Origin of the sequence: Sphingomonas sp. (assembly GCF_041661885.1) — a bacterium.
Classification (GTDB): domain Bacteria; phylum Pseudomonadota; class Alphaproteobacteria; order Sphingomonadales; family Sphingomonadaceae; genus Sphingomonas.
Window position 1 is genome coordinate 48,983 of record NZ_JBAZTL010000007.1, and the last position, 14,836, is coordinate 63,818.

Sequence of the window (14,836 nt, forward strand, 5' to 3'; positions counted from 1 at the left end):
GTGCTCGCGGACAAGGATCGCATTTTCACCAACGTTTACGGCTTCCAGCCGTGGACGCTCGACGCCGCGATCATGCGTGGTGACTGGGACGACACCAAGGGCCTGATGGCGCGTGGGCAGGATGCCCTGATCGATGCGGTCAAGGCATCTGGCTTGCGTGGCCGTGGCGGCGCGGGTTTCCCGACCGGCACCAAATGGTCGTTCATGCCCAAGGAACCGAAGCCGGATCGCCCGAATTTTCTGGTCATCAACGCCGACGAATCCGAGCCGGGTTCGTGCAAGGACCGCGAGATCATCCGGCATGATCCGCACAAGCTGATCGAGGGCGCGCTGATCGCGGGCTATGCGATGCGCGCGCGCGCCGCCTATATCTACATTCGCGGCGAATATATCCGCGAAGCCGAAGTGCTGTTCGCCGCCGTGGCCGAGGCTTATGCCAAGGGCCTAATCGGCAAGAATGCGAGCGGTTCGGGTTATGATTTCGACGTGTTCGTCCATCGCGGCGCGGGCGCATATATTTGCGGCGAAGAAACCGCGATGCTCGAAAGCCTGGAAGGCAAGAAGGGCCAGCCGCGCCTGAAGCCTCCGTTCCCGGCGGGGGCGGGGCTGTATGGTTGCCCGACCACGGTGAACAACGTCGAGTCGATCGCGGTCGTGCCGACGATCCTGCGGCGCAGCCCTGAATGGTTCGCCAGCTTCGGTGCCGAGAACAATCGCGGCACCAAGCTGTTCCAGATCAGCGGCCATGTTAACACGCCGTGCGTGGTCGAAGAAGCGATGTCGATCACCTTCCGCGAACTGATCGAAACGCATTGCGGCGGTATTCGCGGCGGGTGGGACAATCTGCTCGCGGTGATCCCCGGTGGATCGTCGGTGCCGCTGGTGCCGGCCGCCGAGATTATGGACTGCCCGATGGATTTCGACGGCCTCAAGAAGGTCGGCTCGGGTCTCGGTACGGCGGCGGTCATCGTGATGGACAAGTCGACCGACATCGTCCGCGCGATCAGCCGCTTGTCCTATTTCTACAAGCATGAGAGCTGCGGCCAGTGCACGCCGTGCCGCGAGGGCACCGGCTGGATGTGGCGCGTGATGGAGCGGATGCGCACCGGCGACGCCGACATCTCCGAAATCGATACGCTGTATCAGGTGACCAAGCAGGTCGAGGGCCACACGATCTGCGCGCTCGGCGATGCGGCGGCCTGGCCTATCCAAGGGTTGATCCGCCATTTCCGCCCCGAGATGGAGCGGCGCATCACCGAAAAGCGTGGCGGCGGGTTGAGCCCGATGATGGAGGCGGCGGAATGAGCATGCTTGTCGCTCTCGCGTTGATTTCGGCTGCGCCCGTAAAACGGGAGGTGGTAGTTGGCGAAGCACGGAAAACAATGATGGCGTTCGCAGCCTGTCTGCAAAATCGCGCGGGTTTTAAATTGCGGAAAATCCTCGATCTTCCCGTTGGAGCCAAAGCGACGCGCGATCGCTGGATAAGCCTGCTTGACGAAGGCTGCCTCGACATTGAAGGTTCGCTTCGATTTCAACCTAATGTGATGCGTGGAGCTTTTTACGAAATTATTTATCGCATGGATTTCGGTAAGTTTCCGGCGGTTGTAACGTTCGATGACGTCGCGCCGATAGCCTATCCGGTATCGCAAGAAGATCAATATCGCGACGGCGCGAAGTATCGGCTTGAGATGGAAGTGGGCGATTGCATGGTCCACGCAGACCCTGCGGCAGCGCGCACGCTTATCCTGACAAATGTTGAAAGCGATCAGGAAACGGCGTCAATCAAAGCGCTAGTGCCTGTTGTTTCGAAGTGCATGGACGCTGGGCGTACCGTTACATTGAGCACATCCATTATGCGAGGCCTAGCTGCCGAAGCCCTTTATCGTCTCAGCGTCGCGAAACGGAATGCTCCACATGCCTAAACTTAAAGTCGATGGCGTCGAGATCGAAGTACCCGCTGGTGCCACCGTGCTCCAGGCGTGCGAGCTCGCCGGCAAGGAAATTCCGCGCTTCTGCTATCATGAGCGCCTGAGCATCGCCGGCAATTGCCGGATGTGCCTGGTCGAAGTGAAGCCGGGACCGCCCAAGCCACAGGCATCGTGCGCGCTGCCCGCTGCTGAAAATCAGGAAGTCTTCACCAACTCGCCGATGGTAAAGAATGCGCGCGAAGGGGTGATGGAGTTCCTGCTCATCAACCATCCGCTCGATTGCCCGATTTGCGATCAGGGTGGCGAATGTGATCTGCAGGACCAATCGGTTGCTTATGGCCGTGGCCAGTCGCGCTACAGCGAGAATAAGCGCGCGGTGACCGAGAAATATATGGGGCCGATCGTCAAGACGGTGATGACGCGCTGCATCCAGTGCACGCGCTGCATCCGTTTTGCCGAGGAAGTCGCCGGCGTCGAGGAAATTGGCGCGATCGGGCGTGGCGAGAACATGCAGATCGTGTCGTATCTCGAACAGGCCGTGACGAGCGAATTGTCGGGCAATGTCGTCGATTTGTGCCCGGTCGGCGCACTGACGGCGAAGCCCTCGGCGTTCGAAGCCCGGCCGTGGGAGCTGAAGAAGACGCTGACCATCGACGTGATGGACGCGGTCGGCACCAACATCCGGCTGGATTCGCGCGGTCGCCAAGTGCTGCGCGCGCTGCCGCGCATCAACGAGGACGTGAACGAGGAATGGGCGAGCGACAAGACGCGCCATGTCGTTGACGGGCTGGTGCGCCGTCGCCTCGACAAGCCCTATATCCGTAAGGACGGTCGCCTGACCGAAGCATCGTGGGATGCGGCGTTCCTGGCGATCTCACAGGTCGATGCGGGCGCGAGCGTGGCGGCGGTCGCGGGCGATCTGGTCGATTGCGAGACGATGTATGCCGCCAAGGCATTGCTCGGCAGCATGGGCTCGACCCTGCTCGAAGGCCGTCAGACCGGCATGGATTACGACACGTCGAGTCTCGCCGCGGTCAATTTCAACACGACGATCGCGGGCACCGAAAAGGCCGATGTGATCCTGATCGTGGGCAGCAACGTGCGCTGGGAAGCGCCGCTGGTGAACACACGCATCCGCAAGGCGATCAAGAAGGGCGCAAGGGTCTTCGCGATTGGGCCGGAAACCGAGCTGACCTATAAGGTCGAATGGCTGGGTGCCGATCTCGGCGTGCTCGGCAATCTGCCCGAGGCCGTGACCGAGGCGTTCGCCAAGGCCGAGCGTCCGATGGTGATCGTCGGCGGGGCTGGGCTGAAGGCGCTCGGCGCGGCGCTGGCGCTGGTGCCCTCGCTGGGTTTGGTCAAGGACGGCTGGAACGGCTTCAACGTGCTGCACATGGCGGCGAGCCGCATGGGCGGATTGATGCTGGGCTATGCGCAGAAGGGCGGCATTGCAGATCTGGTCGCGGCCAAGCCGAAGCTCGCTTTCTTCCTGGGCGCGGACGAGGTCGATTTCGGCGCGTTTGCGGGAACCTTCAAAGTCTATATCGGCCATCATGGCGACAAGGGTGCAGCGGCAGCGGACGTGGTTCTGCCGGCGGCGAGCTATGCCGAGAAATCGGGCACCTATGTCAATCTCGAAGGCCGGGTGCAGCGCGGCGAGCGCGCCGTCTTCCCGCCGGGCGATGCCCGCGAGGATTGGACGATTCTGCGCGCCCTGTCGGGCGTGATGGGCAAGACGCTGCCGTTCGACACGATCGAGGAACTGCGTGCGGCGATGGCGGTCGATACGTCTGCGCTCGGAACGCTGGGGCTGGCGACGTTCGACTGGGCACCGCCTGCGCTCGACGCGGCGGCTGCGGGCGAGATTGTCGGCTATCCGATCAAGGATTTCTACCTGACGAACGCGATCTGTCGCGCGTCGCCGACGATGCAGCGCTGCTCGGCTGAACTTGTCCACGGCCAGGAATTCGCGGAGGCGGCGGAATGACCTCTTTCTTCACCTACCGTTTCGGCCTTCCCTTTGGCTGGGCGTGGTTCCTCGCCACGCTGATGGACATCCTGCTGATCGCGCTGCCGCTGATGCTGGCAGTGGCGATGATCATCTATGCCGATCGCAAGATTTGGGCGGCGATGGCGCTCCGCCGGGGTCCGAACGTGGTTGGCCCGCTCGGGTTGCTGCAATCCTTCGCCGATGGCCTCAAGGTGTTCCTGCAGGAAACGATCGTTCCTTCGGCAGCGAACAAGACGCTGTTCCTACTGGCACCGATCATTACCTTCACCGTCGCGTTGATCGTGTGGGCGGTGGTGCCGTTCGAGGCGCGCGCGGCGCTGGCTGATATCAATGTCGGCTTGCTCTATGTGCTCGCGGCGTCGTCGCTCGGGGTGTACGGCATCATCCTCGCCGGTTGGGCATCGAACTCGAAATATCCGTTCTTCTCGGCAATCCGCGCCGCTGCGCAGATGGTGTCTTACGAAGTTGCGATCGGCTTTGTGCTGATCTCGATCGTGCTGTGGAGCGGCAGCTTCAACCTGACCACGATTGTGGAGGCGCAGAAGAGCGTGATGGGGACGCCGGTCAACGGCTTCTTCCTCAATCCGCTGCTGTTCCCGATGGCGGTGGTGTTCTTCATCTCGTCGCTCGCCGAAACGCAGCGCGCGCCGTTCGATCTTGCCGAAGCCGAGAGCGAACTGGTCGCGGGCTATCAGACCGAATATTCGTCGATGGCGTTCGCGCTCTACTGGCTTGGCGAATATGCCAACGTTATCCTGATGTGCGCCTTGAACGCGACGTTGTTCTGGGGTGGTTATCTGCCGCCGCTCGACATTCCGATCCTGTACGCGGTGCCGGGGATCATCTGGCTGTTTATCAAGATCCTCGCGTTCTTCTTCCTGTTCAGTTGGGTAAAGGCGACTGTGCCGCGCTATCGCTATGACCAGTTGATGCGATTGGGGTGGAAAATCTTCCTGCCACTGTCGCTGTTCTGGGTGTTTCTGGTGTCCGGCTTCCTCATGCTGACCCGCGTTGGAGTTCCGTCATGAGCCTTGCTCAGATCATCAAGTCCTACACGCTGTGGGAGTTCGTCAAGGCGCACGCGCTGACCTTGCGGTATTTCTTCAAGGCGAAGGCGACGATCAACTATCCGTTCGAGAAGAACCCGCTCAGCCCGCGCTTCCGTGGCGAGCATGTGTTGCGGCGCTACCCGAATGGCGAGGAACGCTGCATCGCGTGCAAGCTGTGCGAGGCGGTGTGCCCGGCGCAAGCGATCACGATCGAGGCCGAACCGCGTGATGACGGATCGCGCCGCACGACGCGCTACGACATCGACATGACCAAGTGCATCTTCTGTGGCCTGTGCCAGGAAGCATGTCCGGTCGATGCCGTCGTCGAAGGGCCGAATTTCGAATATGCGACCGAAACACGCGAGGAACTGATTTACGACAAGGCGAAATTGCTCGCCAACGGGGATCGCTGGGAAAGCGCCATCGCGGCGAACCTTGCCGCCGATGCGCCGTACCGTTAATCGCCAGCCGACTGTAAGGGGCCCACTGATTCCGTGATACAGGCACTCGCCTTTTATCTCTTCGCGACGATCGTTATCGTGTCGGCCGCGTTGACGATTACCGCCCGCAACCCGGTCCATGCCGTGCTGTGGCTGATCCTCGCTTTCTTCAACGCCGCTGGCCTGATGGTGCTGGTGGGGGCGGAGTTTATCGCGATGCTGCTCGTCATCGTGTACGTGGGCGCAGTCGCCGTGCTGTTCCTGTTCGTGGTGATGATGCTCAACATCGATTTCGCGGAGCTGCGCGCGGGGTTCGTGCGCTATGCGGCGCTTGGCGCAGTGCTCGCGGTCGGGCTGGCGGCGGAGATCATGGTCGCCTTTGGTGCCTGGAGCGCGGGCAAGATCGAGCTCGCCCGCCGCGCCGCGCCGACGCCGGAAACGGTGCCGAATATCGAAGCGATCGGGATGCTGCTCTACACGCGCTACCTGTTCGTGTTCGAAGGGGCCGGGTTGGTGCTGCTGGTCGCCATGATCGGCGCAATCGTGCTGACGCACCGCGACCGCACGGGATCGCGCAAGCAGAACATCGCACGCCAGAATGCGCGGCGTCCGCAGGATGCGACGCGCAACACGCAACCGACTGTCGGCGGAGGGATAGACCTGTGATTGGGCTCGGCCATTATCTCGTCGTCGGGGCGATCCTGTTCGCGCTCGGCGTGTTCGGCATCATCGCCAATCGCAAAAATCTGATCGTCATGCTGATGGCGATCGAGTTGATCCTGCTGGCGGTGAACCTCAATTTCGTGGCCTTTTCGGGCTATCTGCATGATCTGGTGGGCCAAGTGTTCGCGATGTTCGTGCTGACGGTGGCGGCTGGCGAGGCCGCGATCGGCTTGGCCATTCTCGTTATCTATTTCCGCAGCCGCGGGACGATCTCGGTTGACGATGTCAACCGGATGAAGGGGTGATCGCGACGTGACGTCTATCCTTTTCATCGTTTTCCTGCCGCTGCTGGCGGCGATCGTCGCGGGCTTTTCGAACAAGACGTTCGGGGCGGTGTTGCCGAAGATCGTGACGACGGGCGCGCTGTTCGTGTCCGCCGTGCTGAGCTGGACGGTGTTCATTCCGTATCTGAGCGGTGGCGAAGCCACGGTGACGCCGGTGCTCGACTGGATCCACTCGGGCGACATGCGCATCGACTGGGCGCTGCGCGTCGACTCGCTCACTGCGGTTATGCTGGTGGTCATCACCAGCGTCTCGGCGCTCGTCCATCTGTATAGCTGGGGCTATATGGAGGAGGACCCAGACCAGCCGCGCTTCTTCGCCTATCTGTCGCTGTTCACCTTCGCGATGCTGATGCTGGTGACCGCCGATAATCTGGTCCAGATGTTCTTCGGCTGGGAAGGCGTGGGTCTGGCATCGTACCTGCTAATCGGCTTCTGGTTCCGCAAGCCCAGCGCCAATGCCGCCGCGATCAAGGCGTTCGTCGTCAACCGGGTCGGCGACCTTGGCTTCATGCTTGGCATCTTCGGCACCTATCTGGTGTTCCACACCATTTCGATCCCCGAAATCCTGCGGCTCGCGCCGGGGATGGCGGGTTCGACGATCGGCTTCGTCGGCTATCGCATCGATACGATGACACTGCTGTGCCTGCTGCTGTTCGTCGGTGCGATGGGCAAGTCGGCGCAGCTCGGCCTGCACACCTGGTTGCCCGACGCGATGGAAGGCCCGACCCCGGTGTCGGCGCTGATCCACGCGGCGACGATGGTCACCGCCGGTGTGTTCATGGTGTGCCGCCTGTCGCCGATGTTCGAAACATCGCCCTTCGCGCTGCATGTTGTGATGACGATCGGTGCGGCGACCTGCCTGTTCGCGGCGACGGTCGGGCTGGTGCAGACCGACATCAAGCGCGTAATCGCCTATTCGACCTGTTCGCAGCTCGGGTATATGTTCTTCGCGGCTGGCTGCGGTGCATATGGCGCGGCGATGTTCCACCTGTTCACGCACGCTTTCTTCAAGGCGCTGCTGTTCCTGGGTGCGGGTTCGGTGATCCATGCGATGCATCACGAGCAGGACATGCGCTATTATGGCGGCCTGCGGAAACACATCCCCTGGACCTTTTGGGGGATGATGATGGGCACGCTGGCGATTACCGGCGTTGGCATTCCGGCGGTGTTCGGCAATCCGATCGCCTTTGGCTTTGCGGGTTTCCATTCGAAGGACGCGATCATTGAGGGGGCATGGGCCGCTGGCCAGCATGGCGCATCGATCGTCGGCATCATCGTCGCATTGCTGACGAGCTTCTATTCGTGGCGCCTGATGTTCCTCACCTTCTGGGGCAAGCCACGCTGGGAGCAGTCCGAGCATATCCAGCACGCGCTGCACGATGCGCACGACCACGGGCATGACGATCATGCGCACGACGACCATGCCCACGCTCATGCCCATCACGGACATGCGTCGCACAGCGACGGGACGGGCGGCTATCATCCGCATGAAAGCCCGTTGCCGATCCTGATTCCGCTGGTGTTGCTGTCGTTGGGCGCGGTGTTTGCCGGGTTCGTCTTCCACGGCTATTTCATCGAGCCGAGCGCGGGCGAGGCCTATTGGCGTGGGGCGATCGCGTTCCGTGAGCATTTGATGCACGCGATGCACGAGGTGCCGCTGGGGGTGAAGCTGTCGGCCTCGGTGGCGATGCTGCTTGGCCTGCTGGGCGCGTACATCTTCTACATCCGCGCACCGGAAGCACCGGGCAAGCTGGCGGCGACCTATCGCCCGATCTACCTGTTCTTGTTGAACAAATGGTATTTCGACGAGCTTTATAACCTGCTGTTCGTGAAGCCTGCCTTCGCGCTCGGCCGTTTCTTCTGGCACCGCGGTGACGAGAAGACGATCAATCGCCTGGGGCCGGATGGTGCCGCGTGGGTGGTCGAGCGGAGCGCGCGCGTCGCGGGCAGGGTCCAATCGGGATATGTATACACTTATGCGTTCGTCATGCTGCTGGGGCTAACCGGGGCGGTGACCTGGGCGATTAACATTTGGGCGACGAGCAAGTGAGCGGCCTTCCCATGCTATCGATCATGCTCGCGATCCCGGCGATCGCAGCTATTGCCTGTCTTTTTACCAGTGCGCAGGGCGCGCGCTGGATCGCGCTGATCGCCACGTTGGTTGATCTCGTGCTCGGGATCGGGCTGTGGGCCCATTTCGACATTGGCGGGCCGCAGTGGCAGTTCGTCGAAAATGCCGGCAGCCTGGGCGTATTTAGCTGGAAGCTCGGCATCGACGGCTTCGCGTTGATGCTGGTGATGCTCAGCGTGTTCCTGATGCCGATTTGCATCGGCGCGAGTTGGGTGGCCGTCACCGAGCGCGTGCAGGAATATATGGCCGCGTTCCTCATCACCGAAGTGCTGATGATCGGTACGTTCACCGCGCAGGACATGTTCCTGTTCTATATCTTCTTCGAGGCCGGCCTGATCCCGATGTACCTCATCATCGGCATCTGGGGCGGGGCGAACCGGATCTACGCGTCGTACAAATTCTTCCTCTACACGCTGCTCGGCTCGGTGTTGATGCTGGTGGCAATGCTGTGGATGGTCGGTTTTGCGGGGACGAGTGACATCCCGACGCTGCTGGGCACCGATTTCCCGGTGCGGGTGCAGCCGTGGTTGTGGCTTGCCTTCTTCGCCTCGTTCGCGGTGAAGATGCCGATGTGGCCGTTCCACACCTGGTTGCCCGATGCGCACGTGCAGGCGCCGACCGCTGGCTCGGTGATCCTTGCGGGCGTGTTGCTGAAGCTCGGCGGATACGGTTTCCTGCGCTTCTCGCTGCCGATGTTCCCGGAAGCCTCAGCGCAGTTCGGCTGGCTGATCCTGTCGCTGTCGGCAGTGGCGGTGATCTACACCTCGCTCGTCGCGTTGGTTCAGTCCGACATGAAGAAACTGATCGCGTATTCGTCGGTGGCACACATGGCGATCGTGACGATTGGTCTGTTCGCCTTCAACCGGCAGGGCATCGAAGGTGCGATGGTCGTCATGCTCAGCCACGGTCTGGTGTCGGCGGCGTTGTTCCTGTGCGTCGGTGTGATTTACGATCGGCTGCACACCCGCGAAATCAGCCGTTACGGTGGCCTGGCAATCAATATGCCGCGCTATGCCTTGCTGTTCATGATTTTCACGATGGCATCGGTCGGCTTGCCGGGCACGAGCGGTTTCGTTGGCGAATTTCTGTCGCTGGCGGGGACGTATCGCGTATCGACGCTTGCGACCTTGCTCTGCACCACCGGGATTATCCTGGGGGCTGCCTATATGCTGTATCTGTATCGCCGCGTGGTGTTTGGCGAGATCGTCCATGACGATGTCCGCGCCATGCCGGATTTGAGCCTGCGGGAGATTGCGTTGCTGGCCCCGATTGCCGCCGTTGTGTTGTGGATGGGGGTGTACCCTGAGAGTTTCCTCGCCCCGATGCGTGGCGATGTGGCGACCTTGCAGGCGCGGATCGCGCGGGCAGCGCCGGCTGGCGATTCGCTGCCGACCGCAGGCAAGGCGCTGGCGACACCCGTCGAACATGCGGAGGCACGGCCATGAACGCTTCGCTGTTGATGACCTTGCCGGAACTGGTGTTGTCGGTTGGCGCGATCGCCTTGATGCTGGTGTCGGCCTGGGGTGGACAGGCGTCCACGCGGCTGGTGTCGTGGGCATCGGTCGCGGTGCTGATTGGTGCTGGCGTTGCGCTGATGGGCCCGGCCTCGTCGGGCGGATCGGCTTTTGGCGGCCTGTACCGGGCTGACGCTTTTGCCGCCTTTGCCAAGGTGTTGATCTACGGCGCGTCGGCAGTTGCCATCATCCTCGCCCCACGCTTCTTCGCGATTGGCCGCGGCGATGATCTGCGCCCGGAATATCCGGTGCTGATCCTGCTCTCGGCTGCGGGCATGGGCATGATGGTGTCGGCAGGCGATTTGCTGACGCTGTATGTCGGGCTCGAACTGCAGAGCCTTGCGGCCTATGTGCTGGCAAGCTTCATGCGGCGCGATGTGCGCTCAGCCGAAGCGGGGCTGAAGTATTTCGTGCTGGGCGCGCTGGCGAGCGGCATTCTGCTCTACGGCATCAGCCTGGTTTACGGCTTCAGCGGGACCACATTGTTCTCGTCGATCGCCACCGCTTATGGTGCCGGGCAGTCGCTTGGGCTGACCTTCGGGCTGGTGTTCGTGTTTGCAGGGCTGGCGTTCAAGATGAGCGCGGTGCCGTTCCACATGTGGACGCCGGATGTGTACGAAGGCGCGCCGACCCCGGTGACGGCGTTCTTCGCCTCAGCACCCAAGGTAGCGGCGATTGGTCTGGCGGTGCGCGTTGCGGTCGAAGCGATGGGCCCCGCGACCGAGCAGTGGCGGCAAATCGTGATCTTTGCGGCGCTCGCGTCTATCATTTTCGGGGCCGTGGCGGCAATCGGGCAGAGCAACGTCAAGCGCCTGCTTGCGTATTCGTCGATCAATAATGTCGGCTTCGTGCTGATCGGTCTTGCCGCGGGGACGCAGGAAGGCGTGGCGGCGGTGTTGTTCTACCTGACGGTCTATGTCGTCATGACGCTCGGCAGCTTCATCGTGGTGCTGCAGATGAAGGACAGCGAGGGGCAACCGGTCGAGACGATCGCCAGCCTCGCTGGTCTGTCGCGGTCGCGCCCGGCGCTTGCGCTTGCGATGGCGACTTTCATGTTCTCGCTGGCGGGGATTCCACCGCTGCTGGGCTTCAACGCCAAGCTGGCGGTGTTCAACGCGGCGGTGCATGGCGGATTGTATCCGTTGGCGGTTGCAGGCTTCGTCGCCTCGGTGATCGGCGCCTATTATTATTTGCGCGTGGTCAAGGTGATGTACTTCGATGCGCCGGGCGAGGCCTATAGCGGCCGTGCGACGCCGGTGGAGAGCCTGTTGGTCACGCTGGCGGCGCTGTTCGTCTCGCCGATTGGATGGCTGACATTGGGCACGCTCGGTGTGTGGACCACCACCGCTGCCAAGGCGCTGTTCTGACGGTTACGATCCGCACCGTTGCCGAGACGGGTTCGACCAACGCCGACATGCTGCAGCTTGCCCGCTCCGGGGTGGGCGAGGGGCTGTGGTTGCGTGCCGAGCGGCAGCTTGGCGGGCGCGGGCGGCAGGGGCGGGCGTGGATGTCTCCGCTCGGCAATTTCTACGGGTCAACGCTGGTACGGGTGCGTGGCGGCGATCCGGCTGCTGCCACGCTGGCGCTGGTGGCGGCGGTCGCGTTGGAAGAGGTGGTGCGCGCCTATCTCTCGCCCTTCCCCGACGAAGGCCGGGGAAGGGTCGTAATCAAATGGCCCAACGACCTCCTCCTCGATGGCGCGAAGCTGTCCGGCATCCTGCTCGAACGTGCGGGCGATGCGGTGATTGTCGGCATCGGCGTAAACCTCGCTCATCACCCCGATGACACCGACCGCCTGGCGACCAGCCTTGCCGCGCATGGCGTGCGGCCGGATGCGGCGGATTTCGCCGAGACGCTCGCGGCAGCGTTCGCGCGGTGGCTTGGCATATGGCGCGGGCAGGGGATTGCACCAGTCCGCGCGCGCTGGACAGAGCGGGCGCATCCGATCGGCACCGCGCTGACCACACGCCTCCCCGATGGCAGCGCAACCGATGGGCTGTTCGGCGGGCTTGATCCCGATGGTGCCCTCATCCTGCGCTTGGCGGATGGCACGAGCCGTGTCATTCACGCCGGCGACGTTTTCCTGCTGTGATCTCCGCTTCCGTTCGTTTCGAGCGCAGTCGAGAAACCGGCGCGGAACTTCATATCCCTGTGTCTCGACTTCGCTCGACACGAACGGAAGGGTAACCGAATGCTGCTCGCAATCGATGCCGGTAACACCAATGTCGTCTTCGCGCTGGTGCAAGGCCGCACGATCAAGGCGCGTTGGCGCATCGCCACCGACCCGCGCCGCACCGCCGACGAATATGCGGTGTGGCTGAGCCAGTTGCTGACGCTGGAAGGCTATGACCGGAGCGAAGTGACCGGTGTCATCATCGCGACCGTCGTCCCGCGCGCGCTGCACAATTTGCAGACGCTCGCGCGCAAATATTTCGGCGGCGAACCGCTGATTGCAGGCGAGCCGCCGGTCGAATGGGGCATGGCGCTCGATGTCGATGAGCCGCGCAGCGTTGGGGCAGACCGCGCCGTTACCATGATCGCGGCGCACGCGTTACACAGCGGCGACCTGATCGTGATCGATTTCGGCACCGCGACCACGCTCGACCTGGTCGATTATAGCGGTGCCTATAAAGGCGGTATCATCGCGCCGGGCATCAACCTGTCGCTCGACGCCCTGGTAACGGCGGCGGCCAAGCTGCCGCGCATCGCGATCGAGGCACCGGCCTCAACCAGCGTGATCGGGCGCGACACCGTCAGCCAGATGCAGATCGGCATCTTCTGGGGCTATGTCGCGATGATCGAGGGGCTGGTCGCGCGGATGAAGGCCGAGGTGGGCAGGCCCGTGCGGGTCATCGCGACCGGGGGCCTCGCGATCCTGTTCGAACAGCATACCACGATGTTCGATGTGGTCGAACCCGACCTGACAATTCAGGGGCTGGCGATTCTGTGGGATCGCGCCCATATAGCATCCTAGAGTCAGCGTGCGCGCGCCTCCGCCAGAACCCTGTGGGTGTGCGGTGCCCCGCTTCCCCGATCTCTACGAAATTCCGCGCCTGACCGCGCACATCCCCCGGTTCGCGTTCGCGCGGCCATCTTTGAAAGAACAGACCCCTCCGTGACGACACCAAAGAAAGAACTCCTGTTCCTGGCCCTTGGCGGGTCGGGCGAAATCGGCATGAACGTCAATCTCTACGGCTGCAACGGCAAGTGGTTGATGGTCGATTGCGGCATCACCTTTGCCGATCCGCAATATCCTGGCATCGACGTGATCCTGCCCGATCTGCAATTCATCGAGGAACGCCTCGATGATCTGGTCGGCATCGTGCTGACGCACGGCCACGAGGACCATATCGGCGCATTGCCCTATCTGGCCGAAGACCTTGGCGTACCGCTTTATGCAACCGCCTTCACCGCTGGCCTGATCCGCGGCAAGCTCGAGGAGGAGGGCAATGCGAGCCGCGTCAAGCTGAAGGTCATCAAGCCCGATACCAAGGTCGACCTTGGGCCATTCGGCGTGACCTTCGTGCCGCTATCGCACTCGATTCCCGAGGCGAGCGCATTGCTGATCGATACCCCTTATGGCCGGGTGTTCCACACTGGCGACTGGAAGCTCGATGCCGCCCCGGTGATCGGCCACCCAACGTCGCCCGCGCAGCTCGAAGCGATTGGCGATGGCGGCATTCTCGCGCTGGTGTGCGATTCGACCAATGTGTTCAATCCCGAAGCATCGGGTTCCGAAAGCGATGTGCTGTCGGGCCTGATGGGCGTAATCAGCCAGGCCAAGGGTCGTGTGATGGTAACGTCGTTCGCGTCGAACGCGGCGCGGTTGCACACGCTTGGCCAGGTCGCACGGGAGACGGGACGTCAGCTCAGCGTACAGGGGCGCTCGCTCGACCGCATCCTGAAGGTCGCGCGCGCGACCGGCTATCTGAAGGATTTCCCTGAGACGATCGACGCCGAAGCCGCCATGCGACTGCCGCGTGACAAGGTGTTGGTGGTGGCGACCGGTGGGCAAGGCGAGGATCGCGCGGCGTTGGCGCGCGTCGCCAATGGCCAGCATCCGATTTCGCTCGATAGCGGCGATATGGTTGTGTTCTCGTCCAAGCAGATTCCGGGCAATGAAGTCGCGATCGGTCGCATCCAGAATCAGCTCGCCGCGAAGGGCGTGATTATGATTACCGATCGCCAGGCGCACGTCCATGTGTCGGGCCATCCGGGCCGCCCCGAGCTGCTGCAAATGTATCGCTGGATGAGGCCGGAGCTGCTGATGCCGGTGCATGGCGAAATGCGTCACCTGATGGAACAAGCGCGCTTTGGCCTGTCCGAGGGCGTACCGCGCGCGTTGGTGCAAACCAATGGCGACATCGTGCGGCTGGCTCCTGGCGCGCCGACCAAGATCGGCAATGCGCCGGTTGGGCGTTTGGTCCTCGACGGCGACGTGATTCTGCCGGGTGACGGCCAGACGATCAACGAACGCCGCAAACTGGCGATCAACGGGCAGATTTCGGTCGCGGTGGCGATCGGGTCGCGCGGGTTGATTGGCACACCGCAAGTGCGCATTCAGGGTATCCCGGTCGAGGAAGACCGCGATCCGTTCCTGGAGGAGACGGTCGATGCCGTCATCGTCGCCGCCAAGCAAAACGGGCGCGACCGCGAGAAACTGCGCGAAAGCATCCGGCTCGCCGCGCGGAAAGTCGCGACGCGCTGGACCGGCAAGAAGCCCAATGTCGACGTGCTGCTGATCGAGGCCTGATCG

The 14,836-nt window shown here is 62.6% G+C and carries 13 protein-coding genes; all 13 read left to right on the forward strand.

Annotated features, from left to right (window positions below; all coding sequences use genetic code 11):
- The 13 genes from nuoF to WC704_RS13925 all read left to right on the forward strand — a co-directional run bounded on the left by nuoF (position 1) and on the right by WC704_RS13925 (position 14,833).
- Positions 1–1,305: an NADH-quinone oxidoreductase subunit NuoF gene (gene nuoF / locus WC704_RS13865; RefSeq protein ID WP_372890852.1), complete on the forward strand. Its 1,305-nt coding sequence runs from the start codon at positions 1–3 to the stop codon at positions 1,303–1,305.
- The gene (locus WC704_RS13870; RefSeq protein ID WP_372890854.1) at positions 1,302–1,922 is read left to right on the forward strand and encodes a hypothetical protein; all 621 of its coding nucleotides are present in this window, start codon (positions 1,302–1,304) and stop codon (positions 1,920–1,922) included. The genes nuoF and WC704_RS13870 overlap by 4 nt, the downstream gene beginning before the upstream one ends.
- Positions 1,915–3,915, forward strand: a complete 2,001-nt coding sequence (gene nuoG / locus WC704_RS13875; RefSeq protein ID WP_372890856.1) for an NADH-quinone oxidoreductase subunit NuoG — start codon at positions 1,915–1,917, stop codon at positions 3,913–3,915. Before WC704_RS13870 ends, nuoG begins: the two co-directional genes overlap by 8 nt.
- A complete protein-coding gene (nuoH, locus tag WC704_RS13880; RefSeq protein WP_372890858.1) occupies positions 3,912–4,967 on the forward strand; it encodes an NADH-quinone oxidoreductase subunit NuoH in 1,056 nt (351 codons plus the stop codon). The genes nuoG and nuoH overlap by 4 nt, the downstream gene beginning before the upstream one ends.
- Positions 4,964–5,449 carry an NADH-quinone oxidoreductase subunit NuoI gene (gene nuoI / locus WC704_RS13885; RefSeq protein WP_372890860.1) on the forward strand — a complete coding sequence of 162 codons (486 nt, stop codon included), beginning with the start codon at positions 4,964–4,966 and terminating at the stop codon, positions 5,447–5,449. Before nuoH ends, nuoI begins: the two co-directional genes overlap by 4 nt.
- Before the next feature lie 33 nt (positions 5,450–5,482).
- Complete coding sequence (locus tag WC704_RS13890) at positions 5,483–6,094, forward strand: NADH-quinone oxidoreductase subunit J (RefSeq protein WP_372890862.1); 612 nt, start codon at positions 5,483–5,485, stop codon at positions 6,092–6,094.
- On the forward strand, positions 6,091–6,396 hold the full coding sequence (gene nuoK, locus WC704_RS13895; protein ID WP_010402606.1) for an NADH-quinone oxidoreductase subunit NuoK: 306 nt from the start codon (positions 6,091–6,093) through the stop codon (positions 6,394–6,396). Before WC704_RS13890 ends, nuoK begins: the two co-directional genes overlap by 4 nt.
- Before the next feature lie 7 nt (positions 6,397–6,403).
- Positions 6,404–8,485 (forward strand): NADH-quinone oxidoreductase subunit L, encoded by a 2,082-nt coding sequence (nuoL, locus tag WC704_RS13900; protein ID WP_372890864.1) that lies wholly within the window; start codon positions 6,404–6,406, stop codon positions 8,483–8,485.
- Positions 8,482–10,011, forward strand: coding sequence for an NADH-quinone oxidoreductase subunit M (locus WC704_RS13905; RefSeq protein WP_372890865.1), 1,530 nt, complete (start codon positions 8,482–8,484; stop codon positions 10,009–10,011). The genes nuoL and WC704_RS13905 overlap by 4 nt, the downstream gene beginning before the upstream one ends.
- Positions 10,008–11,447 (forward strand): NADH-quinone oxidoreductase subunit NuoN, encoded by a 1,440-nt coding sequence (gene nuoN, locus WC704_RS13910; RefSeq protein ID WP_372890867.1) that lies wholly within the window; start codon positions 10,008–10,010, stop codon positions 11,445–11,447. The genes WC704_RS13905 and nuoN overlap by 4 nt, the downstream gene beginning before the upstream one ends.
- On the forward strand, positions 11,414–12,172 hold the full coding sequence (locus WC704_RS13915) for a biotin--[acetyl-CoA-carboxylase] ligase (protein WP_372890869.1): 759 nt from the start codon (positions 11,414–11,416) through the stop codon (positions 12,170–12,172). Before nuoN ends, WC704_RS13915 begins: the two co-directional genes overlap by 34 nt.
- A gap of 99 nt (positions 12,173–12,271) precedes the next feature.
- Positions 12,272–13,054, forward strand: coding sequence for a type III pantothenate kinase (locus WC704_RS13920; RefSeq protein WP_341204496.1), 783 nt, complete (start codon positions 12,272–12,274; stop codon positions 13,052–13,054).
- A gap of 201 nt (positions 13,055–13,255) precedes the next feature.
- Positions 13,256–14,833 carry a ribonuclease J gene (locus WC704_RS13925; RefSeq protein ID WP_372891278.1) on the forward strand — a complete coding sequence of 526 codons (1,578 nt, stop codon included), beginning with the start codon at positions 13,256–13,258 and terminating at the stop codon, positions 14,831–14,833.
- Positions 14,834–14,836: the final 3 nt, after the last annotated feature.

What these genes read in the sequence shown, in the direction of transcription:
- WC704_RS13920 (WP_341204496.1), top strand. Translation starts at nt 12,272, where the DNA reads ATGCTGCTCGCAATCGATGCCGGTAACACCAATGTCGTCTTCGCGCTG.
- nuoI (WP_372890860.1), top strand. Translation starts at nt 4,964, where the DNA reads ATGAGCCTTGCTCAGATCATCAAGTCCTACACGCTGTGGGAGTTCGTC.
- nuoH (WP_372890858.1), top strand. Translation starts at nt 3,912, where the DNA reads ATGACCTCTTTCTTCACCTACCGTTTCGGCCTTCCCTTTGGCTGGGCG.
- WC704_RS13925 (WP_372891278.1), top strand. Translation starts at nt 13,256, where the DNA reads ATGAACGTCAATCTCTACGGCTGCAACGGCAAGTGGTTGATGGTCGAT.
- nuoN (WP_372890867.1), top strand. Translation starts at nt 10,008, where the DNA reads ATGAACGCTTCGCTGTTGATGACCTTGCCGGAACTGGTGTTGTCGGTT.
- nuoG (WP_372890856.1), top strand. Translation starts at nt 1,915, where the DNA reads ATGCCTAAACTTAAAGTCGATGGCGTCGAGATCGAAGTACCCGCTGGT.
- WC704_RS13870 (WP_372890854.1), top strand. Translation starts at nt 1,302, where the DNA reads ATGAGCATGCTTGTCGCTCTCGCGTTGATTTCGGCTGCGCCCGTAAAA.